This window comes from Methylophilus sp. 14, assembly GCF_015354345.1.
Classification (GTDB): Bacteria; Pseudomonadota; Gammaproteobacteria; order Burkholderiales; family Methylophilaceae; genus Methylophilus.
The window spans coordinates 1-22,462 of sequence record NZ_JADKYS010000009.1 but is presented as its reverse complement, the minus strand read 5'-3'; the positions used below and the strand labels follow the sequence as shown (position 1 = coordinate 22,462).

At 50.9% G+C, this 22,462-nt stretch carries 20 protein-coding genes and 1 riboswitch; of the genes, 15 read left to right on the top strand and 5 right to left on the bottom strand.

Features of this window, described 5'->3' with window-relative positions; genetic code table 11:
* Positions 1–109: 109 nt before the first annotated feature.
* The gene (gene yidD / locus INP78_RS14740; RefSeq protein WP_194742828.1) at positions 110–565 is read left to right on the top strand and encodes a membrane protein insertion efficiency factor YidD; all 456 of its coding nucleotides are present in this window, start codon (positions 110–112) and stop codon (positions 563–565) included.
* A gap of 371 nt (positions 566–936) precedes the next feature.
* Positions 937–1,506 carry a PEP-CTERM sorting domain-containing protein gene (locus INP78_RS14055; protein WP_194742827.1) on the top strand — a complete coding sequence of 190 codons (570 nt, stop codon included), beginning with the start codon at positions 937–939 and terminating at the stop codon, positions 1,504–1,506.
* A 95-nt stretch (positions 1,507–1,601) separates the two neighbouring features.
* Here INP78_RS14055 and INP78_RS14050 read toward each other — a convergent pair whose 3' ends face one another.
* Positions 1,602–2,486, bottom strand: coding sequence for a LysR family transcriptional regulator (locus INP78_RS14050; RefSeq protein WP_194742826.1), 885 nt, complete (start codon positions 2,484–2,486; stop codon positions 1,602–1,604).
* Between the two features lie 108 nt (positions 2,487–2,594).
* On the opposite strand from INP78_RS14050, the gene metE reads away from it, so the two are divergent.
* The 8 genes from metE (at position 2,595) to INP78_RS14010 (ending at position 14,213) form a co-directional block, all read left to right on the top strand.
* Positions 2,595–4,883 carry a 5-methyltetrahydropteroyltriglutamate--homocysteine S-methyltransferase gene (metE, locus tag INP78_RS14045; protein WP_194742825.1) on the top strand — a complete coding sequence of 763 codons (2,289 nt, stop codon included), beginning with the start codon at positions 2,595–2,597 and terminating at the stop codon, positions 4,881–4,883.
* A gap of 177 nt (positions 4,884–5,060) precedes the next feature.
* Entirely contained in the window at positions 5,061–5,573 is a 513-nt protein-coding gene (locus INP78_RS14040) for an RNA polymerase sigma factor (RefSeq protein ID WP_368668006.1), read from the top strand.
* Positions 5,570–6,421 carry a FecR family protein gene (locus tag INP78_RS14035; RefSeq protein ID WP_194742824.1) on the top strand — a complete coding sequence of 284 codons (852 nt, stop codon included), beginning with the start codon at positions 5,570–5,572 and terminating at the stop codon, positions 6,419–6,421. The genes INP78_RS14040 and INP78_RS14035 overlap by 4 nt, the downstream gene beginning before the upstream one ends.
* A 31-nt stretch (positions 6,422–6,452) precedes the next feature.
* The gene (locus INP78_RS14030; RefSeq protein WP_194742823.1) at positions 6,453–6,953 is read left to right on the top strand and encodes a sigma-70 family RNA polymerase sigma factor; all 501 of its coding nucleotides are present in this window, start codon (positions 6,453–6,455) and stop codon (positions 6,951–6,953) included.
* Entirely contained in the window at positions 6,938–7,924 is a 987-nt protein-coding gene (locus INP78_RS14025) for a FecR domain-containing protein (RefSeq protein ID WP_228522919.1), read from the top strand. The genes INP78_RS14030 and INP78_RS14025 overlap by 16 nt, the downstream gene beginning before the upstream one ends.
* Positions 7,925–8,028: 104 nt before the next feature.
* Positions 8,029–10,398 (top strand): TonB-dependent receptor, encoded by a 2,370-nt coding sequence (locus INP78_RS14020; protein WP_228522918.1) that lies wholly within the window; start codon positions 8,029–8,031, stop codon positions 10,396–10,398.
* Between the two features lie 149 nt (positions 10,399–10,547).
* Positions 10,548–12,956, top strand: coding sequence for a TonB-dependent siderophore receptor (locus INP78_RS14015; protein WP_194742822.1), 2,409 nt, complete (start codon positions 10,548–10,550; stop codon positions 12,954–12,956).
* A gap of 12 nt (positions 12,957–12,968) precedes the next feature.
* Positions 12,969–14,213, top strand: coding sequence for a PepSY domain-containing protein (locus INP78_RS14010; protein WP_194742821.1), 1,245 nt, complete (start codon positions 12,969–12,971; stop codon positions 14,211–14,213).
* Positions 14,214–14,228: 15 nt separating this feature from the next.
* On the opposite strand, the gene INP78_RS14005 is transcribed toward INP78_RS14010, so the two are convergent.
* Positions 14,229–15,452 (bottom strand): OmpP1/FadL family transporter, encoded by a 1,224-nt coding sequence (locus tag INP78_RS14005; protein WP_228522917.1) that lies wholly within the window; start codon positions 15,450–15,452, stop codon positions 14,229–14,231.
* 282 nt (positions 15,453–15,734) lie between these two features.
* A riboswitch (cobalamin riboswitch) is annotated at positions 15,735–15,956 on the top strand.
* A gap of 172 nt (positions 15,957–16,128) precedes the next feature.
* On the opposite strand from INP78_RS14005, the gene nrdA reads away from it, so the two are divergent.
* The 3 genes from nrdA to yfaE all read left to right on the top strand — a co-directional run bounded on the left by nrdA (position 16,129) and on the right by yfaE (position 20,185).
* The gene (nrdA, locus tag INP78_RS14000; RefSeq protein ID WP_194742819.1) at positions 16,129–18,408 is read left to right on the top strand and encodes a class 1a ribonucleoside-diphosphate reductase subunit alpha; all 2,280 of its coding nucleotides are present in this window, start codon (positions 16,129–16,131) and stop codon (positions 18,406–18,408) included.
* 210 nt (positions 18,409–18,618) lie between these two features.
* Positions 18,619–19,752: a class Ia ribonucleoside-diphosphate reductase subunit beta gene (gene nrdB / locus INP78_RS13995; protein WP_194742818.1), complete on the top strand. Its 1,134-nt coding sequence runs from the start codon at positions 18,619–18,621 to the stop codon at positions 19,750–19,752.
* Between the two features lie 22 nt (positions 19,753–19,774).
* The gene (gene yfaE, locus INP78_RS13990) at positions 19,775–20,185 is read left to right on the top strand and encodes a class I ribonucleotide reductase maintenance protein YfaE (protein WP_049638982.1); all 411 of its coding nucleotides are present in this window, start codon (positions 19,775–19,777) and stop codon (positions 20,183–20,185) included.
* Positions 20,186–20,214: 29 nt separating this feature from the next.
* On the opposite strand, the gene INP78_RS13985 is transcribed toward yfaE, so the two are convergent.
* Together INP78_RS13985 and INP78_RS13980 are read right to left on the bottom strand one after the other, a co-directional pair.
* Positions 20,215–20,622, bottom strand: coding sequence for a type II toxin-antitoxin system VapC family toxin (locus INP78_RS13985; protein ID WP_194742817.1), 408 nt, complete (start codon positions 20,620–20,622; stop codon positions 20,215–20,217).
* An 8-nt stretch (positions 20,623–20,630) separates the two neighbouring features.
* Entirely contained in the window at positions 20,631–20,885 is a 255-nt protein-coding gene (locus tag INP78_RS13980) for a type II toxin-antitoxin system Phd/YefM family antitoxin (RefSeq protein WP_194742816.1), read from the bottom strand.
* Positions 20,886–21,056: 171 nt separating this feature from the next.
* On the opposite strand from INP78_RS13980, the gene INP78_RS13975 reads away from it, so the two are divergent.
* Positions 21,057–21,305: a type II toxin-antitoxin system Phd/YefM family antitoxin gene (locus INP78_RS13975; RefSeq protein ID WP_194742815.1), complete on the top strand. Its 249-nt coding sequence runs from the start codon at positions 21,057–21,059 to the stop codon at positions 21,303–21,305.
* Positions 21,306–21,404: 99 nt separating this feature from the next.
* Here the strand turns inward: INP78_RS13975 and INP78_RS13970 are convergent, their stop codons facing one another.
* Entirely contained in the window at positions 21,405–21,617 is a 213-nt protein-coding gene (locus tag INP78_RS13970) for a hypothetical protein (RefSeq protein ID WP_228522916.1), read from the bottom strand.
* Between the two features lie 279 nt (positions 21,618–21,896).
* Between INP78_RS13970 and INP78_RS13965 the strand changes: the two genes are divergently transcribed.
* A complete protein-coding gene (locus INP78_RS13965) occupies positions 21,897–22,352 on the top strand; it encodes a dsDNA nuclease domain-containing protein (RefSeq protein ID WP_194742814.1) in 456 nt (151 codons plus the stop codon).
* Positions 22,353–22,462 lie beyond the last annotated feature (110 nt).

Here is a 22,462-nt window from a genome sequence, read left to right as displayed (position 1 = left end):
AGTTTGAGCAGACGTTGCATTATCCGTGAGGTTGCGGTACGCCGCCATGCATCATCCCCGAAAAGCTAATTTCTACCAGATGTTTTCTCTTCCGGTATAGAGTGTAGATATGCACTCACTGACACTTTTTGCAATCCGGTTTTACCAACGCTTCATTTCCCCGTACAAGGGCTTTTCTTGCGCATACCGCTATCACACTGGGCATGCGAGCTGCTCTGTACTTGGTTTTCGCGCAATTCGACGATATGGCGTCTTTGATGGTTTTCTTGTGCTAAGAAAGCGGTTGTATCTGTGTGGCGTATCTCATCGGCGCTATTCTCCGCCAAAAGTGAGGCCACACCGGAAACAACGGGGTGATTGTGATATCGGCGCTGACCTCCCTTGCGACGCAGGGTGCAAGATGCCCAATCTGAAATCGTGCCCTATGTTTGAAGCCCTGAATTGCGCAGATGCATGTAGTTGTGATTGGCCTTCTCGAGACAAAAAAGACACGCAGAATGAGGCGGAGATTCATTTGCCCCCAAAATGTGAAAGCAATGCCAGTATCAATGCGTCCTCAAGTTGAATAGTCAATCTGGTTGACCCTGTGATGTTCGCCATGTGCGCGTGTGAAAATATTGCAGATTTGGCGTTTGTCTTTACAAAATTTAGGATTTTTGCTGATTAAAAACGTATGCAATATATCGCTAAAAAACTGATATGTATTTATATAAATCAATTAAAAAATAATGAGTTATATCAGGTGTCGTTTGTATTTTTGTAACAACTGCAATGCTTTATAAGTTTGTTTTTTTACGCAAGTTAATATTCTGTTGCTCTTTTATTGCGGAAGAGTAATATTAATGAAAATTATTGCAATAAGTAGTTTAGGGGCGATAGCGAGTTTTTTGTGTTTTTTTATTAATCTTTAAGTATTTTTATTGAGTGGAGGAGCAAATGAAACATTTTAGTAAATTTGCGGTAGCTATGGCCCTGGCAGTTGGATGCACACAAGTTTTTGCTGCGGGATCTATTTTTGTCACTGAGCCTGGAGCCGACGGTTTTAATATTGAAACTGGTGGTTTTAACGGATCCAGTTACGAGATTTCTAAAATAGTGTTTGATTTTAGCAGCACCATTACAGCGGATGGTAGTTATCTGGTGATTGATGGCTCGCCATTCTCTGTGACTGCGCCAGCAGGAGGCACCGCTGTGTTCTTTGGTAGTGGCGCCGTATTTGGTTTTGACTTCACAAGTTTCAACACCTTTGAATCATTCAGCTTCAAGTGGGATCCCGACTCAGCAATTAGCGGCGCTTATGGCGCAACAGCGCTGGATTTCATTGGCGGAACAGTCACAGCCTATACTACCAATGGCCTATACAAAGGATCTTTTGAGTTAGTTGGCACTGGACCAGACGTCACTGCTTCACTTTCACCTTATGTCCCTGTGCCAGAGCCACTGACCAGTGCTAGCCTGCTTGCAGGTTTGGGTGTGTTAGGTTTGGCACGTCGCCGTCGCTCATAGTGATTGTGATTTTCTGTTTTAAAAGCCCATCAGATGATGGGCTTTTTTATTTTGCACCGCTCACACTCAAAAATGGATAACTGTCATTGCAATATTCAGCCTATTGATTGAGAAAGGGCAATAAACGCATGGACATAGTCTGCCTCTCTATCCGTTTCGCGTGTGCCAAGATAAATCTGTTTGGCAATGCCTTGTTTGCCTAGCTTGACGGGCACCACGTCAAAACGGCTTTGATATTCCTCCACCAGCCAGCGCGGCAAGGCGGCGACGCCACGGCCGCTGGCGACCATTTGCAGCATGATGTCGGTGGTTTCAATCGGTTTGTGTACCTGCGGGCTGATGCCTGCGGGTTGTAAGAACTGGTTGTAGATATCCAGTCTGTCTACATCTACCGGGTAGGTGATCAGCGTTTCGCTGCTCAGTTGGTCTGGCCTTGCGTATTCTGCCTGGGCGAGTGCGTGCTGGCGGCTCACGACTAATACTTGTTCGTAGTCAAACACCGGCACAAATTTCAGGCCTGGTTTATACAGCGGGTCTGGGGTGACCAGCATATCGATCTCATAGCTGAAGAGGGCACCGATGCCCCCAAACTGGAATTTCTGTTTGACGTCTACATCCACGTCCGGCCAGGCGGCTAAATAAGGCGATACTACTTTGAGTAGCCATTGGTAACACGGGTGGCACTCCATACCAATGCGCAAGGTGCCGCGCTCGCCTTGGGCAAACTGTCTTAAGCGTTCTTCAGCGAGTGATAGTTGCGGTAATAATCGGTTGGCGACTGCCAGCAGGTATTGCCCGGCTTGTGTGAGTCGCAAGCTACGGCCTTCTCTTAGCCAAATATCAGTGCCTAGTTGCTGCTCCAGTTTTTTGATCGAATGGCTGAGGGCAGATTGTGTGAGAAATAGTTTTTCTGCTGCAGCGGTCAACGAGCCTTGTTGCTCGACCTCGCGGATGATTGCCAAATGGATACGTTCTATCATGATTTAATTCATGAATAAAATTAATTGATTGTTGAAATAATACCATTTTACTTCATGATTTGTGTTTTCTAGAATGTGTGTTCTTTAACGAGCACACACGAGGTTGGCATGGCGACGATACACAATCTGGGATTTCCGCGCATAGGCGCAAAACGCGAATTGAAATTTGCTTTAGAGGCTTATTGGAAAGGGCAGTCTTCACTGGATGCATTAAAGCAGGTGGGGCAAGATTTGCGCCGTGACAATTGGGCGTTGCAAGCTAACCTGGATTTCACACCAGTCGGTGATTTTGCATTTTATGACCAGGTGCTGGACATGAGTTTTACCCTGGGTAACTTGCCAGCGCGCGTGCAAGATTTTCATGGTGATGCGCTGGATAACTATTTCCGTGTGGCGCGTGGCCGCTCTGCTGAGTCTGATGAAGCGCATGCGCAGTGTTGTGGCGGCGTGGCGGCGGGGGAGATGACTAAGTGGTTTGATACCAACTACCACTACATCGTGCCAGAGTTTACGGCGGAGACGCAATTTAAACTGGATGCGACGCGTTTGCTGGCACAACTGGCTGAAGCGAAAGCGCAGCAGGTGAAAGCCAAGCCGGTGATTATCGGCCCGGTGACTTATCTGGCGATAGGCAAAAGCAAAGATGATTCTGATCGCCTGGCGTTGCTGCCGCAGTTGTTGCAGGTGTATACAGAGTTACTGGAAACACTGGCTGCGCAGGGCGTGGAATGGGTGCAGATTGACGAGCCGATTTTGGTGACTGAACTGACGGCCGAATGGCAGCATGCGTTTAACCTGGCTTATCACCAGTTGAAGAGCTGCCGCGTCAAATTGCTGTTGGCGACTTATTTTGGCCCGTTGGCGGATAACCAATACCTGGCGGCTAATCTGCCCGTCGCCGGATTGCATGTGGATGCGATTAATGCGCGCAGTGAAGTCGTGCCTTTGCTCAGCATGCTGCCTGCGCACAAAGTGCTGTCTGTGGGGGTGATTAACGGCCGCAATATCTGGAAAACAGATTTGAATGCCACGCTGGATTGGCTGGAGCCGATTGCCGAACGTTTGGGTGATCGCTTGTGGCTGGCGCCTTCGTGCTCGTTGTTGCATGTGCCAGTGGATCTCGACAGCGAAGTCAAACTGGATGCCGAGGTGAAGTCATGGCTGGCCTTTGCCAAACAAAAGCTGGAAGAGTTACAGGTGTTGGCGAGGGCATTGAATCACGGTCGCGCTGCAGTGAAAGTAGCCTTGGCAGTCAACCAGGTGGCGATTGACGCCCGCCGCGCCTCTAAACGTGTGCATAATCCGCAGGTGAAAGCCGCGCTGGCAACACTGACGCCGCAACTGGGGCAGCGCCAGAATACGTATGCGCAACGTGCAGCGAAACAGGCGGCATTGCTCAAGTTGCCCAAGTATCCAACGACGACCATCGGTTCTTTCCCACAAACGGCTGAGATTCGCCAGGCGCGCAGCCAGTTCAAGGCCGGGGCATTGAACCTGGCGGGTTATGAGCAGGTCATGAAAACGGAAATTGAGCGCAGCGTGCGTGAGCAGGAGTCACTGGGCCTGGATGTATTGGTGCATGGTGAAGCCGAGCGTAACGACATGGTGGAATACTTTGGTGAGCAGCTGGATGGCTATGCCTTCAGCCAGTTTGGCTGGGTGCAGTCTTATGGCTCGCGTTGCGTTAAACCGCCTATCCTGTTTGGCGATATCAGCCGTCCACAAGCAATGACGGTGGAGTGGATCAAGTATGCGCAATCCCTCACTGGCAAACCGATGAAAGGCATGTTGACAGGCCCGGTGACCATACTCAACTGGTCATTTGTTCGCGATGATCAGCCACGTGCGGTGAGTTGCTACCAGTTGGCATTAGCGATTCGTGAAGAAGTGCTGGATTTGGAAAAAGCAGGCATTCACGTGATCCAGATTGATGAAGCCGCTTTGCGTGAGGGCTTGCCTTTGCGTAAATCGCAATGGAAGGAATATCTGCAATGGGCAGTGGAATCTTTCCGCATCACGGCTAACGGTGTGCAGGACGAAACACAAATTCATACCCACATGTGTTATTCCGAGTTTAACGACATTATTGCCGCGATTGCCGATATGGATGCCGACGTGATTACGATAGAGACGTCACGCTCTGATATGGAACTGCTGGATGCGTTTGATGACTTTAACTATCCGAACGAGATCGGGCCTGGCGTATATGATATTCACTCGCCGAATATTCCGACGCAGCAACATATTGTGCAGTTGATGCAAAAAGCGGCCGAGCGGATTCCGGCAGAGCGTTTGTGGGTGAACCCGGATTGCGGCTTGAAAACCAGGCAGTGGGCTGAGGTGTTGCCAGCATTGACCAATATGGTGGCGGCTGCCAAGGTATTGCGCGCAGCTTGATCAAGCCTGCTTTTTATATGCATCTCTTGATGGACACCTGACGGGTGTCCGTTTTTCTTTGGATGATGCGGTGCCAATCATCTTTGCTTTTTTTGACTCAATTGATAATGATTTTCATTTGAATTTTATTGGGCGGACCGTTAACATAGCGATTATATTCATCGAACCTTGATTGCCGTGCTGCAACATCCTGAAAATTCTAAACTGATGGTCGCTTTGGTCTATCACTATGACGAGCTGATTAATTATGTGAAACGTCGTTTCGGGGACCATCATTTTGCGCGCGATGTCGTGCATGACGTGTGTATAGAGTTGATGGAACGGCCATTGACGACGCCAGTGCATACCCCGATGGCGTTTCTGCGCAAGCTGTCCAGCCATCGGGCGATAGACCGCTACCGCCAGTATCAGGTACAGCAATCACACCTGCATGCCATGCAACAGACGGTAAGTGATGTGCACCATGTGGATGGCGAGCGCGTGTTGCATTTTGTGCAACGCCTGGAAGCCCTGAAACGTATTATTGAAGCGTTGCCTGCCCGGCAGCGGCAAGTATTCCTGCTGCACAGGCTACACGATATGCCACAGCAGGAGATTGCAGACGAGTTAGGGGTTTCCCGCAATATGGTCACCCAGCATTTCACCAAGGCGATGGCCAATATCCAGCGCCAGTGGGGGATGTCAGCATGAAACATATTTCTCATAACAAAATAGCTTCGCCGCCGCCATTGGCTGGGCAAGATTCTTTGAGTCCTTTTGCGCAAGCCTTGCGTGCGCATTTTCCATCACGCGAAGAGATTTTGCGTGAGGCCAGGCAGCAAACGCAGCGGCAGCGCGGTTTGAAGAAAGTGGCGGCTGGTGTGGCCATGTGCCTGCTGTTTGCCATGAGCTGGTATATGGATCCTGTCTTGCAGCGGGAGTCATTGCAAACAGCCGTTGGCCAGCAAGCCAGCTTTGACTTAAAGGATGGCAGCCAGGTCACACTGAATACCAATAGCATGCTGGTGGTAGAGCAGCATGTGTATTCACGGCAACTCAGGCTGCAGCAAGGCGAGGCCTTGTTTAGCGTGAAGCATGCCTGGCGCCCGTTTACGGTGTATGCCTACCATACCGAAATCCGCGATATCGGTACCATTTTCAATGTGCGCAACACGGCTCAGGGGGCAGATGTCACCGTGGTCAAAGGCATGGTCGAGGTGGTGACCGCTGCGGCGACCCAGCGCCTGACTTGTAACCAGACCGTGAGTTCCGGCGAGGGACGTTTATCTTTGCCACGCGAGGTGTCGGCAGAGGCTGCGACAGCCTGGCAGCAGGGCAGGCTGATGTTTGATGCCACGCCTCTGAATGAGGTGATAGCAGAGTTGCAGCGTTACCGTGCTGGGCAGATTGTCATCAAGGATAAGCGCATAGGGCAGTACCCGTTGTCTGGGGAGTATGACATTCGCGGCATTGATGCCTTGATTGATGTGTTGCCAGACATACTACCTGTGCATGTAGAGCATCGCGCAGACCAGTCTGTTGAGATCAGGCATCGTTAACCATGACCAGGCTCATGGAGAGGAAGGTGTCATGGCTTCGCTAAATGTGCGTTGGCAGCAACTGCATGAGGTCTATTGCCAGCATCACGACTGGCTACAAGGCTGGTTGCGCAAAAAAACCGGCAACAGCTGGGATGCCGCCGACATTGCGCATGACACGTTTGTGCGTGTGATGCATAAAGACAAGCTGGCACAGTTGGCGGCAGAGCCCAGGGCGTTGCTGGTGCATATTGCCAAAGGGCTGGTGATTGATCACTGGCGCCACCAGCAAGTCGAGCGTGCTTATCATGAAACGCTGGCGCAACTGCCAGCAGACCTGTGCCCCTCGGTAGAGGAGCAGCATTTGATTTTAGAATCGCTACAGCAGATTGATCGGCTATTACAGAACATGCCTGCGCAAACCCGTGCTATTTTTTTGCTGGCGCAATTAGATGGCTTGACCTATCAACACATTGCCGACCAGCTCGGCCTATCATTAATTACCGTCAAGCGTCATATGCGTAAAGCGTACCTGGCATGCTTGAGTTTATGATGTCGCCCGGCACCCATTCCACACACATGCAGGATCAGTCCTCACTGGAGCAAGCAGTAGACTGGCTGCTTAAACTGCAATCCGAGCAACCAACGGCGGCTACGCTGGGGGCATTTGAACACTGGTTGGCTAGCCATCCGCAGCATGCAGCGGCCTGGTCACGCCTGACGCAAATACAGCACACCTTTGCTCAAGTGCCGCACAAACATTTTGCTAAGCAAGTGCTCACAAGTATAGACCCGGCATCCCGTCGCAACGCGCTGAAAAAGTTGGGCACACTAGCCATCTTACTGCCCACTGCCTGGCTGGGTTACCGTGCATTACCACTGGTGCGTTTGCAGGCTGAATACCAGACGGCTGTCGGTGAGCAAAAACACCTGCAATTGGGCGATGGTACGCGGCTGGTCTTGAATACGGATTCAGCTGTCGATGTGCAATATCACGCCCAGCGCCAGATTATGTTGCGCCAGGGGGAAATCTGGCTGGAAACCGGGCATCAGGATCAGCGCCCATTGGTTGTGACGACGCCGCACGGGCAACTGGTGCCATTGGGCACGCGCTTTAATGTCAGGTTGAGTGCAGAGCGCACCACGCTGGCAGTCACTGAGGGCGCGGTCCGGATTGACCTCCGCAATGGTCAAAGCACCGTGGTGCAAGCCGGGCAGCAGCGCGCATTTGCCAACGATGCCTTCGAGCAAACGCGGCTGGCTGATCAGCGCGTGGGATATTGGCAGCAGGGCATGTTGCTGGCGCAGGACATGCCACTCAATGATTTGCTCAAAGAGCTGGCGCGCTACCGTCATGGTGTGATTCGCTGCCATCCAGACCTGCAGCGCATGACGGTGTCGGGTGCATTTCCTGTCAATAATACCGATGCAGCACTCGATTTGCTGCAAAAAACCTTACCGGTAAAAGTCGTCGCGCCTAGCCGCTACTGGATCATGATTGAACCTGCATCTGCCGCAGGATAAAAAATGTTGTTTACCCTGATACTTTTTTAGCGTTCGTCCGGTGTACATGATGAAGGCCGTTCTCAGGCCATTTCATTATTGATACTTAAGAAAGCTCTCAGGCAATGACCTCTTCCGTTTTTAAACTTACTCCGTTGCAGAGCGCACTGCGTGTTGCTTTGTGCGGCTTTATCTTGGCGGCCAGCCCGTCGCTGGTGATGGCGGATAGCCCCAAAGCCGTCGCCGAGAAACAGCGTTATCAACTCGCCCCAGGCCCCTTGGGTCATGTGCTGGCGGAGTTTGCTGCATTGACTGGCACACGGCTGTCGTTTGCCCCCGCATTGGTTGCCAACTTGAAAAGTGACGGCCTGCAAGGGTATTACAGCGTCAATGAGGGATTCGAAACTTTGCTCAAGGGCAGTGATTTTGCGCTGGATGACAAGGGTGGCCAGCAATATTCGTTAAAGAAGAGCGCGAAAGTCAGCAGTTCTGCTGCAGCCACGACCAGCCCTCATGAGTCCGTGGATACCTTGCCAGAAGTGACGGTGCAGGGTGAAAAAATCACGCGTAAACTCAGTGAAACTTACTCTAGTGTGGCTGTCGCTACCGCCCAGGATATTCGTACCCATGGCGATCAGTCGCTATCTGACATCATGGCGCGCACGCCTGGTGTATATACGCAGTCACGTAATGAAACCTGGGGCATCCGTGGCGTGCCGGTGACAGGCTTTGATGACCAGGGGCCGCTGTCGCTCAACAATGCGGTGTCAGTGTTTGTGGATGGCGCGTTGCAAACCAGCAGTATGGTGACCATGAGCCCGCTTTCAACCTGGGATATGAAACAGGTGGAAGTGTACCGCGGTGCGCAATCGACGGTGCAAGGCCGCAACGCATTGGCGGGTGCGGTGATTATGCAAACCAATGATCCCGAGTTTAAAAATACACTGACCTTGCAAGGCAACCTTGGCAACTATTACCAGCAGGGTGGGGCGCTTGCCGCCAATGCGGTATTAGTGCCAGAGGTGTTGGCAGGCCGCTTTGCCTTGAATGTGCAAAATGAAGATGGTTATATTAAAAACCGTGTGCTGGATAACAATGCTGACCCGCGCCGCTCTATCAATGCACGTGGCAAATTGTTGTTATTGGCTGGGGATAACACAGAGGCTTTGCTGACCTTATCGCACACCGATTACCACGCCGGTAGCAATGGCGTGACGCAACTCAATAACCAGCCGCAATATTACAAGTTGAACCAGAACACCGATGCTTTTGATGCTATACAGCAAAACGAGGCAACGCTAAAGCTGACACATCAGCTCAATAAGTCATGGGCGTTAACCAGTATTTCTTCGGGGACCAATGCGAACTACCAAAGCTTGCTGGATTTTGATCAGGGCGCCGTAGATAGCGAAGAAGCCAATCGCCACCATCAAACCAGATTATTTAGCCAGGAGTTTCGCGCCACATACCAAGGGGATGCCGTGAAAGCACATGCTGGCTTCTATTATGGCTCTTCGAGAATCAAGTTTAATGATACTTTGGGCGTCGTGGGATTCGGGTCGGTATTGATGGCGGATGGCAGAAGCCAGATACGTAACCAAGCGATCTTTGGTGAAGTGAACTGGGATTTGGATGCGCATTGGCAGGCCATTGCCGGTTTGCGTTATGACCGTGAGAAAAATGAAGCCAAAGTAGATTATGTGCTGGATACCTTCTCACTTTCACCTGTCAGCCAGGCGGATGACAAAAAAACTTTTGGCGCCTTGCTGCCCAAAGCGGGCATTAACTATATCTGGTCGCCTACCCAGCGTACTGGCTTTGTGGTGCAACGCGGTTATCGTGGCGGTGGTATTAATATGCGGGTGCCATCCGATCACCGACCATATGACGCGGAATTCACCACTACCTACGAGTTTTCTTACCGCGGTAGCTGGCCAGAATACGGCCTGAAAACATTTGCCAACGTCTACTACACCGATTGGAAAGACCAGCAGGTTCGCCAGCGGGATAGCTTGAATCGGCTATATATTTCCAACGCCGCCAGAAGTCGCATGCGCGGCCTGGAAGCCTCGGCTGAGTATGCGATCAATAGTGACTGGCAAGTGATTGCCGGTGCCGCCTACAACCATACCGAGTATCTGGACTTTATCAACAGTGATGGCCTCAATATGCGCGGTAAACAGTTCATTATGGCGCCAAGAACAAAAGTGAACCTGGGTGTGAATTATCACTTAGGCAATCAGTGGCTGTTCAATGTAGACACGGTTTACCAGGATAGCAGCCCTTCCGTGTATCTGCTCACAGAAACCAGACGCAACGACAGCGTAGTGCTGGTGAATGCCAATGCGACCTATCGTTTAAATCCACGTACGACGCTCAACGCTTTTGTGCGTAACCTGTTTGACCGCGAGTACGTCACCAATAATAGTAGTGGTGATGTGCTGGATGTTGGCGCGCCACGTTTGTTTGGAGTGGCGCTCAAATTAGAGATTTAGCGTATATGACTATGCACACTACCAGTCAGCCCAGACAGGTAGTGTGTGCTTGGCAACCTTAGTTGAATAATTTTTTAGCCCAGACATCAACATCAACTCGTGACCAAACGACATACCAGTATAAACGTATATAAATCACTGGGAAAAAGATGTCACACACATGTAAACCTCTACTGCTGGCCTTAGTGCTGACTGGTCTTTCAATCACCGTCCATGCTGTTGAGCTGGATATCCCTTCGCAGCCGCTAGATAAGGCGCTCAACGCATTAGCGCATCAAACAGGGGAGCGTATTATTTTCTCCACGGAGTTGACCGAGCGTAAGCAGTCGCCCGCAATCAAGGGTGATTACAGCGTGCGCCAGGCATTGGACAAGCTATTGCATGGCAGCGGCCTGGAATTGAAAGCGACGCCAGGCGGTGGCTATACGATGATGAAAGTATCGCCCCTGCCTGAGCAGAGCCATGCCGAGCCGCAAATGATGCCTGAAGTCAGCGTGGCTGGTCGTACGGAGCAGGAACGTGCCAATGCCAAGCTCAAAGGCTATGTGGCCAAACGCAATATCACAGCCACCAAAACTGATAGCGATATTCTTGAAGCGCCACAGTCGATATCAGTGGTGACACGCGACCAGATGACCATGCAGGCGGTGCAGTCCGTTGGTGAGGCCTTGCGATATAGCGCGGGCATTGTTGCAGAGTCTAACGGGCCTGATCCGCGTGCAGATACCATAGGCGTGCGCGGTTTTAGCATAGGCCGCGACCAGTATCGCGATGGCTTGCGCAATTATGCCTTCAGTAACCAGGGTGGCACTGTGGTTGAGCCGTTTGGCCTAGAGCGGGTAGAAGTCCTGCGTGGACCTTCTTCCATCCTCTACGGCCAGGGTGCGCCTGGCGGTATCGTGAATCTGGTGAGCAAGCGCCCCACGGATAAGCCATTGCATGAAGTGGGGGTAGTGCTTGGGCAATACGACCGCAAGCAGATCAATGCCGACTTCAGTGACTATCTGACCGCGGATGGCACCTGGTCTTATCGTGTCGCCGGGCTGGTGCAGGACAGCGATACCCAGATCGACCATGTCAAGGATGACCGCATTTACATCGCGCCATCATTGACCTGGCGTCCGAGTGATTTCACAACATTGACCTTGCTGTCTGATTACCAGAAAAATGACCGCGGCCAAGGCTACCAGGCATGGCCGCGTGTCGGCACGCTGGTCAATAGCCGCTTTGGCAAAGTGTCTAGCAGCACCTTCCTCGGCGAGCCCGGCCTCGATAAATACGAGCAGGAACGTTACTCCCTGGGCTACCAGTTTGAGCATATCTTTAACCAGACTTTCACCTTCCGCCAAAATCTGCGCTACCAGCGCATGGCCACCGATGCGATTTCTACCTATTTACGTGCCTTGCAAGCTGACCAGCGCACGATTACCCGCGAGGCGGGTGGCAACGAGGAAGAAGTTGAGAACTTAGTCGTTGACAGCCATGTGCAAGCCAAATGGTCGCATGGTAACTTTGAGCATACGATGGTTGCCGGGCTTGATAGCCAGCGCCTGAATAATGACCAGCGCCGCACTTTTGCCCTGGCGGGCACACTGGACATTTATGCGCCTGTCTATGGGCAAACAGCGATTAATCTGCTTGAAAGTGCCAATATTGAACAACGCCAGCGCCAGACCGGCCTGTATGTGCAGGACCAGGTGAAATATGACGGCAAGTGGGTAGCGACGCTGGGTGGCCGTAAAGACTGGACGCGCATGGAGACTGATAACCTGCGCACGCCATCGGCCTCTGCTTCCCAAAAGGATGAGGCCGAAACCTGGCGAGCCGGACTGGTTTACCTGGCCGACAATGGTTTCTCGCCTTATGCGAGTTATACAGAATCCTTTTTGCCAGTAATAGGCACGACCTTTGCTGGCTCGGCATTCAAGCCGGAAACAGGTAAACAATATGAGCTGGGCTTACGCTTTCAGCCCAAAGACAGCCAGACGCTCTATACCGCAGCATTGTTTGATTTGCGCAGGCAAAACGTAACGACACAAGACATCCAGAACCCTACTTTCCAGATTCAGCAGGGTGAAGTGCGTTCACGCGGGCTGGAGCTAGAAGCCAAAACGCAATGGGATGCCTGGTCTGTCATTGGCAGCTATACCTACCTTCTGCCGGAGATCACCAAAAGCAATAACCGCAACGCACAAGGGATTGCCCTTGAAGGCAAAGATCCTAACCATGTGCCACACCATACGGCTTCCATGTGGGTGGATTACCGCTTTCCCACTGCTTTGTTGCAGGGGATGACGCTGGGTGGCGGTGTGCGTTATATCGGCAGCCGCTATGGCGATGATGCCAATACCATCCGCATGCCGTCTTATACCCTCGTTGACCTGGCCGTGCGCTATGACCTGACCCAACTCGGTGAAGGTTGGAAAGGTTGGCAGTTTGCCGTCAATGCCAGCAACCTGTTCGATAAGGAATATGTTTCCAACTGCGGTTACTACGGTGACGGTTGCCGCTGGGGCTTCCGCCGAAACGTCATGGCACAACTTAATTATCATTGGTAACAGATACGGTTAATGCGACACATTCTTGTACTCTGGCATCGCTGGGTGGGCCTGGCGATGGCTGCTTTCCTGATCATTTCCGGGTTGACTGGCGCTATCATCGCGTTTGAAGATGAGCTGGATGCCTGGCTAAACCCGCAGCTGTTTCGGCCGGTATGGCAGGCCGACAAGCCTGTGCTGGATCCTTATGCTTTGCAGGCCAGTGCGCAGCAGCAGGCTCCGGCCAATACCCTGGTTGATGAAGTCTTGTTCAAATTGCCGGATGCGCAGACGGCGACTGGACTGACGGAACGCGTGCTTGCATTCCGGCTCAGCCCTGCTGATCCACGAGCGACGGAGGCCGTAGCTGATCAGCTATTTATCGACCCGCAAACCGGGGCCAGCTTGGGCGTGCGTAAATATGGTGAAAGCCTCTTTCAGCGTGAAACACTGATTACCTTCCTCTACAGGTTGCATTATTCGCTGGCCTTGCCTGGCAAAAGCGGCCACCTCATTATGGGTATCGTCGCGCTGCTCTGGACGCTAGATACTTTTGTGGCGTTTGCTTTGACGCTGCCTCGGCGGCAGACGAACGCTAAAACCAGGTTCTGGCACCGCTGGCGCCCAGCTTGGATGGTGAAATGGCAAGCCAGCGTCACACGCATCAACTTCGACTTGCACCGTGCATTGGGCTTGTGGTTGTGTACGGTGTTGCTCATTTTTGCCTGGTCCAGCGTCATGTTTAACCTGCGCGACCAAGTGTATTTGCCTGTTATGACTAAGGTGATGCCATTTGATTTGTCTTGGCGCAGTGTCCCCAAGCTTGATCAGCCGCTGATCCGTTTACCCATGCCTTGGCCGGAAGCCCACCAAATGGCGCGCCAGGCCATGCTGGAGTTTTCGCAAGTACATGGTTTAACTATCGACTTTGAAGACAGGTTGCGCTTAGACCGCGTGCGCGGCGTGTATATGTATTCAGTGCACAGTTCGGCCGATTTGCGCGAGGATAGGGGCAATACCGCCATCCTCATCGATGTACAGACCGGAAAATTGAAAGGGTGGTGGTTGCCGACCAAGGGTGAAGCGGGCAATACCTTCAGTAACTGGTTAGGTGCCTTGCATATGGGGCAGGTGTTCGGTTTGCCTTACCGGATATTTGTCTGTTTGAACGGCGTGGCGCTGGTGGCTATTTCCGTCACTGGTGTACTGATTTGGAGCAGGAAGCGCGCAGTCAAGAAGCGGGGAAAGTCTTCAGTGCGCGCAGCAGAACTTATTTAAGAATATTTGTGTAGCCTACCAGCGGCGGCTGAGCATAAAGTGCAAAAAGATCGCCTCGTTGCGGATTTCTGAGTCGCCAAGCAATCGGCTGTTGTATTTGACGCTGACGGGCAGCATCCATTCCACGCCGCCTGTCATCAGCCAGTTCTGGTCAATTTTACGTGCCGCACCAAAGGTGAGGTGATGCTCTAGAATGCCTGCCAGTAATGGGCTGGAATTCTGACGTGGGATCGGGTTTTTGCCGTAGTTGTGACCTGCATACAGTGTCGTTCTATCATCCCACTTGTATGCCACGCCGGTAGCGACTACCCACTGGTCTTTCCAGTCGGCGGCTGCCACTGGGAAAGGGTATACAGCAGGTGCGGCGGCATTATTGGGCTTGGTGGCACGCAGTTTGATGTCATTGATCGCATCATCCCAATTGAGCCAGTTCAATTTAAATGACAGCAACCATTCGTCCGTCGGTTTGAATGCCAGCCCGACAGCCACTTCGCGCGGCAAGGCGAAGCCTTTCACCGAGGCATTCGCATATTTCACTTTTCCCAACGTGGCGTAATCAGCGACGAGCGTACCGCCCGTCATGGGCAGCTCCGTCTTTTCTGTATAAGCCGCTGCCAGTGTCAGTGTCGGGGTCAACTTATATTGCATGCCTAACTTGAAGCCGGTGCGGATGGCAGAGGCGCCTTCTAGTTTATAGCCCGCAAAATTCGTGCTGCCGGCGCTGAAAGAGGTGTTGGAGAAAAAGTCCTGTTCTATGCTGCCATAGACCAGATTCAGGCTGGCGCCCAATGACAGCTTTTCATTCACCTGGCAGCCGATGCCGGGAATAATCTTGGCGATGCCAAACAGTGACGACAAATCATCGCGATTGCCAAACGGCGTACGCAAGTTGTCGAATACGCCGCCTGCGCCTCCTTGCGCGAACAAGCCTATGCCTGCCGTACAATCCGTATTCTCTAATGGTCGCGCATAGCCACCGCCACCAAGAAAAGTATAGCGGTTAGACGCATGTTCTTCGTTGCGCGGGTCTTTGTGCACCAGGTCGGTGGTGCGCAGCACTGAGCCGAACATATCCAGCAATGGTGCTTTGATCTGCGTCAGCCCGGCCGGGTTGGTATTGAGTGCGCTGGTGTCACGCGCGACAGCCACGTCAGCACCGCCCATCAGGGTTGATTCGGCACCAAAGCCTATGAGGTTGATGCCGTTGGTGGCATGTGCGGGGCTAGCAGCCGCCAACATGAGGGCGGTGAGCCTGCATCTTGTAGATAGACGGAGAAAAGTCATGACGGATTTGGTTTTTATTCGTTATGCCTAGTGTCGCATAATTCGTTACCACTGTGTCCTAATGATTACGACGTGAAAATAGCTTTTTTATCACGATAGGAGACGGCATATCACTCCTTGAAGTTGTGCAGTATGGTTGTAAAAATATTCTTGAATAAAAACAATCAGTTGCTCACTGTCAAGGTAAATAAATCAATATATTGTGTTTTTGATAATTGAAAAGCCATAGATATTGTTTTATAGTCGCATCCATACGGTATGCAGAAGACAGTCTTCTTCTGTATTTAAAAGGGAATCTGGTGCGTGAAGACGGCGCAGTCCTCATCAAGCCAGAGCTGCCCCCGCAACTGTGATCAGCGAGTTATTTGCTGTTAACAACGCCACTGATAAATTCGGGAAGGCAAAGCAAATAATGGTGACCTGAGAGCCAGGAGACCTACCGTAAGTTTTTTCTTGTTAACGTTTGAGGCGGGGTGTCCTCGGCAGATGCAGTGAGCCAAGTTTTGTGCTGATTGCTCGTCTGGCCTTTAAGCGGGTGCATTTTCTGCGGTCCTGGGTTTGCCCGGGGCGGGATGCGCGTTGCGAAAAGCCTGTGCCATGCCACCTTCGCTGCCATGATTGGGAGCCATTAATGTCACAATACGAATCCATGCAGGCCACAAAACGGGATGGTCGCAAGGAACCGATTAATCTCGACAAAATTCACCGCGTGATCGACTGGGCCGCACAAGGCCTGAATAATGTGTCGGTGTCGCAGGTAGAGTTGCGCTCCCATATCCAGTTTTACGATGGCATTCGTACTGACGACATTCATGAAACCATCATCAAGTCAGCCGCTGACTTGATTTCTGAAGAAACGCCTGACTACCAGTACCTGGCTGCGCGTTTATCTATTTTTCACCTACGCAAAATCGCTTATGGCCAGTTTGAGCCGCCACATTTGTTTGACCACGTAACGACGCTGACCGAACTGGGCAAATATGACCCGCATCTGCTGCGCGATTACAGCCGTGAAGAGTTTGATGCGTTAAATAGCCACCTGGACCACTGGCGCGATATGAATTTCTCTTACGCTGCTGTGAAGCAGCTTGAGGGTAAATACCTGGTGCAGAACCGCGTTACCAAGAAAATCTACGAGAGCCCGCAGTTCCTGTACATCCTGGTGGCCATGAGCCTGTTTGCCAATTACAAAGGGCAGACAAGACTGGATCTGATCAAGCGCTTCTATGATGCAGTGTCTACTTTCAAGATTTCGTTGCCTACACCTATCATGTCTGGTGTGCGTACGCCTACGCGCCAGTTCAGCTCCTGCGTGCTGATTGAGTGTGATGACAGCCTGGATAGCATCAACGCCACATCCAGCGCCATTGTGAAATACGTGTCACAGCGTGCCGGTATCGGCGTCAATGCGGGCCGCATCCGCGCCCTAGGCAGTGAAATCCGTGGTGGTGAAGCACAACACACTGGCTGCCTGCCGTTCTACAAATTGTTCCAGTCTGCAGTGAAGTCTTGCTCACAGGGCGGCGTGCGCGGTGGTGCAGCCACCTTGTTCTACCCACTGTGGCATTTGGAGGTTGAGTCACTGCTGGTGCTCAAAAACAACCGTGGTGTGGAAGAGAACCGTGTACGCCACCTCGATTACGGCGTGCAGATCAACCGCCTGATGTATCAGCGCCTGATTAAAGGCCAGAACATCACCTTGTTCTCCCCACACGATGTACCAGGCTTGTACGATGCCTTCTTTGCCGACCAGGACGAATTCGAGCGCCTCTATGCGCAATACGAAGCCGATGACAGCATCCGCAAGCGTAGCTTGCCAGCCGTAGACCTGTTCTCGCTGGTGATGCAAGAGCGCGCAGGCACCGGCCGTATCTACATCCAGAACGTCGACCACTGCAACACACACAGCCCGTTTGACCCGGCCGTTGCACCTGTGCGCCAGTCCAACCTGTGTATGGAAATTGCACTGCCGACCCATCCATTGAACGACATCAATGATGAAGAAGGCGAAATCGCCTTGTGTACTTTGTCTGCCTTTAACCTGGGCGCGCTAGAGTCATTAGACGAGCTTGAAGGCCTGGCTGATTTGGTGGTGCGTGCGCTGGATGCCTTGCTGGAATATCAGGATTACCCGGTCAAAGCCGCTCTTAACGCCACCAACAAGCGCCGTTCTTTGGGCGTGGGTGTGATTAACTACGCTTACTACCTGGCCAAAAATGGCACCAATTACACCAGCGACGCGGCCTTGGGTCTGACCCACCGCACGTTTGAGGCGATTCAGTATTACCTGCTAAAGGCCTCAGTGCAGTTATCACGCGAATTTGGTCCATGCGGTGCGTTTAACGAAACCACGTATGCCAAAGGTATTTTGCCGATTGATACCTACAAAAAAGACCTCGACGCCGTTTGCAGCGAGCCATTGTTGCTGGACTGGGAAAGCCTGCGTGCCGACATCCAGAAAGATGGCCTGCGTAACTCTACGCTGACAGCATTGATGCCATCCGAGACGTCCAGCCAGATAGCCAACGCCACCAATGGTATCGAACCACCGCGCGGCCTGGTGTCTGTCAAACAGTCCAAAGACGGTATCTTGCGCCAGGTGGTGCCAGAGATTGACCGCCTGCGTGACCAGTACCAGTTGCTGTGGAAAATGCCTAGCAATGAGGGTTATCTCAAGCTGGTGGGCATTATGCAAAAGTTTGTTGACCAGTCTATTTCTGCCAACACCAACTACGACCCGACGCGTTTTGAAGGCGGCCGAGTGCCGATGAAGCAGCTGCTCAAAGACTTGTTGCAAGTGTACAAACTGGGCATCAAAACCTTGTACTACCACAACACCCGCGATGGTGCGACAGAAGGTGGCACTGAGGCGGAAGATGATGGTTGTGCCAGTGGCGCCTGCAAGATTTAAATAAGCGTTGACTCAGTGGCTGCGCGGGCAAATTGCAACGTTGAGCGGTGCTCGAAATCCTCATGTACTCCATGTACATTCCGGTTTCTGTGCTCCTGACGCCTTGCACTTTATCCCGCTCGCTCACTGATTAAACGCTTATTGCAGTGGGGTAATGAATAGATTTTAAAAACAGTTTGAGAATAGAACTTAAACATTAGGAACACGGCTATGGCCTACAGCATCTTTACCAAAATCGACAACGAACAGTTAAAAGAACCCATGTTCTTCGGTCAGCCCGTCAACGTGGCGCGCTATGACCAGCAGAAATATCCGGTGTTCGAGAAGCTGATCGAGAAACAACTGTCATTCTTCTGGCGCCCGGAAGAGGTCGATGTGTCACAAGACCGTGCTGACTACCAGGGCCTGCCTGAGCATGAAAAGCATATTTTCATCAGCAACCTCAAGTACCAGACGTTGCTGGATTCCATCCAGGGCCGCAGCCCTAACGTTGCCTTGTTGCCATTGGTGTCACTGCCCGAGCTGGAAACCTGGATTGAAACCTGGGCGTTTTCCGAGACGATCCACTCGCGCTCTTACACTCACATCATCCGCAACATCGTCAATGATCCTTCTATCATTTTTGATGACATCGTGCGCAATGACAACATCACCGCACGTGCCTCGGATATCGCCCATTATTACGACGAACTGATCCATCAAACCATGTTGTATTCGCAACTGGGCGAGGGCGATCACGTCATCAATAGCGAAACCATCTCAGTCAACAAGCGCGAGCTCAAAAAGCTGCTGTATCGCTGCCTGATGAACGTGAACATCCTCGAAGCCATCCGCTTTTATGTCAGCTTCGCCTGCTCGTTCGCCTTTGCCGAGCGCAAGGTGATGGAAGGCAACGCCAAAATCATCCGCCTGATTGCGCGTGACGAAGCCCTGCACCTCACCGGCACCCAGCACATTCTCAACATCATGCGCTCCGGGCAAGATGACCCCGAGTTTGCCGAGATCGCCGCCGAGTTGCACACCGAATGTTTTGAGATGTTTAAAACCGCCGCCGAGCAAGAAAAAGAATGGGCAGAATACCTGTTTAAAGATGGCTCCATGATTGGCTTGAACAAAGACATTCTTTGCCAATACGTGGAATACATCACCAACACCCGTATGGCCTCAGTCGGCTTGCCACCGGCATTCCCCAATGCCAAAAACAACCCGATTCCATGGATCAACACCTGGCTGGCCTCAGATACGGTGCAAGTCGCGCCGCAAGAGGTGGAATTAAGCTCTTACCTGATTGGTCAAATTGATTCTGAAGTTTCGGCAGATGATTTGAACGGCTTTGAGTTATAAACAGTAGTGGTCATCTAAACCAGTGATTAGCATCCGCAGCCAGCACAGCCGCTTTAGCCTGCTCCCGCAAGAAACCCTGCTCGAAGGCCTCGAACGCACCGGCCACGAAGTAGAGTATCAATGCCGGAGCGGTTTTTGTGGTGCCTGCCGCGTGCGTATGCTCGATGGCGAAGTCGATTACGTTGAACTGCCACTCGCCTTTATCGCCGCCGATGAAATTCTCCCATGCTGCTGCGTGCCAAAATCCGATTTATGGCTAGACTGCGAACTCCGCTTCGACTTGCAAACCGCGCAGATGCAAGACGATATGTTCCCAGCACAGCAATCCCTGTTTGATGAAGACCTGCCAACGGCAGACACGCCCGTAAAAAAACTGCTGCGTAGAAGAGTGGTTAAAAATAACGTGCAGGCTCGCAACCTGTCATTGTTCTAAAGGCCTGTTTATTGGCTTTTGCTAAAGGCTTAGGATGCTTCAAACGGATTAAGCAAAGGCACATCAAAACGCTCAAAATCCCGGACATTGCGAGTCACCACAGTGAGCTTGTGTCTCAACGCCGTGGCGGCAATCATGGCATCTTCATAAACTGTGTCAGATTGGCGATGCATCAAGGTTGCCCATAGTCTGAAAGTCGCTGTATCCATCGTTAACACATTGTAAGTAAGCGCGACCTGATCCGCCCAAGCCTCTATGGCTGCTGCTTTCTGGCTATCTTGTTCACGGGTGATTTCGATACCTGCTTGAATTTCGCCGAGAGTCACGGCGCTCAGATATAAGTCTTCATCTGCAACTTCTTCTAGCCAGGCAACAACGCCACCATGTGGTCGAGGTTTGCGCAGTTCAGAAACGATGTTTGTGTCGAGTAAATACATATTTGAATTTACAACGGCGAAACTACGCGACGATTCGCGTTACCACGTGCAGGTATCATCAAGTCAATACGATCATCCTCTCCCAGCAGCAAAGCCTTGAGTGAAGGGCGCGCAGTATTGTTTAAGCGCTTCCACTCAGCCATGGGGACCAACACTGCTGTTTCTGCCCCGCGCCGTGTGACTACCTGCGGCCCCTCGCTCAAGCAGGTGTCCAACAGTTCACTAAAACGCGACTTTGCATCTTGTACAGGCCAACTGTTCATATTGCACCTCCAATAATTTAAAATGACTAGTTATCTGACTAGTTTAAGATGATTTGGTTTATTCGACAAGTATCTGGATTTATGCAGATCCGTGCTTGCTATTAAAGGCTTTACTCAAGCGCTAATGAGTTTTAAATTAGAGTAACTCACATTTTGTCTGCCTAAACCCTTATGAAAATCATCAATATCAGTGCAGCAAAAGCACAGCTTTCCAAATTGATTGATCAGGCTGTAAAAGGTGAGGCTTTTATTATTGCCAAGGCGGGCAAACCGCTGGTTAAAGTTATTAAATTAGATATCACTGAAAAGCTCGTTACCAACCGTATCGGTTTTATGAAAGGTCAAATTCAGGTTCCAGATGACTTTGACGCCATGGGAAAGCCTGAAATCACCCGCCGATTTGAGGGGACGTTAGATTAATCCTGGATAATTATTCTTAGGCAATAAAAAAGGCGCATTAAGCGCCTTTTGAGTTCGCAATTACAGGCAGGTTCTTAACGCCAGCCTATCCTCGCCATGTTAGGGGCGTACCCACTGCATTTTTATATGTGGTGTACGTGCTTTCGAGTCTTTAGAAACCATATTGCAGCTGATAATCTCGCAACGCCAATACATCTGGCGGATTTTTTCATCAGCTTCGCTGCGTGTTTTGCCGAATACCTGCAAGTTCTCAACCAGCACACCATTCGCACTGCGAATCGTGTACAAAAACTTTCCTGGAAGATTCATCATTCAATGTCACCCCGACAGTTTTGTGGTGTTAAACACCATATTTATAGTGATATATCGTTACCATAACAAAGAACTTTAGGGATGTATAGATTGTAAAGATGGTTTTTTTATAGTTAATTCAACAATTTAAAGGGTTTTTTGCATAAAACGCATATGATTTCACCTGTAAATTAAGTTTAGAGGTTTTATTAGGTAGGCATTGAAGATTAATTAGATTTGTTGTTTTTTACTTTTTAAACTATTGTGTGAAGTGTTATGAGGCTTAATTGAACTGAACTTATGACAACAACGAAAAAAAATACAGATAACAGTAACTCTGTAGGGCAGCTAGTTATTTCATCAAACGCCAAAGTTGAAGTTAATGCAGTGAGCGTTTATAAAACTACTATTTCAGAGAATATTCCTCTTGGTTTGCCAAATATGGTTTCAGGCTTTGCCATGGCACCCAGCGATGTCGGCGATGAAACTCAGGATCGCTTTAGATATCAGTCGGCCATAGGGGCAATATTACTTGCAGAGGGTTTAATTGATAACTCCATAAATTCAATCTGGTGTGAGCATCACGATGATTTCTTATTGGAAAAGAAATCAGGGCGTTATGTTGCAATACAGGTGAAAACTGATAGTAGCGAAAATACCAAAATACGATTAGGTTCTGAGGACTTATTAGAATCACTTAAGCGATTTTGCCAGCATGAGTCATCTTACGGAGATAAAGTTGATGAATATCAGTGAATCGCCCCGGCTGCATTAGATACTTTTTAGCCTCATAATTGAGGTTAACAGGAGTATTAAATGAGCAATAAAAGATTCACTGAGGAATTCAAACAAGAAGCGGTCAGATT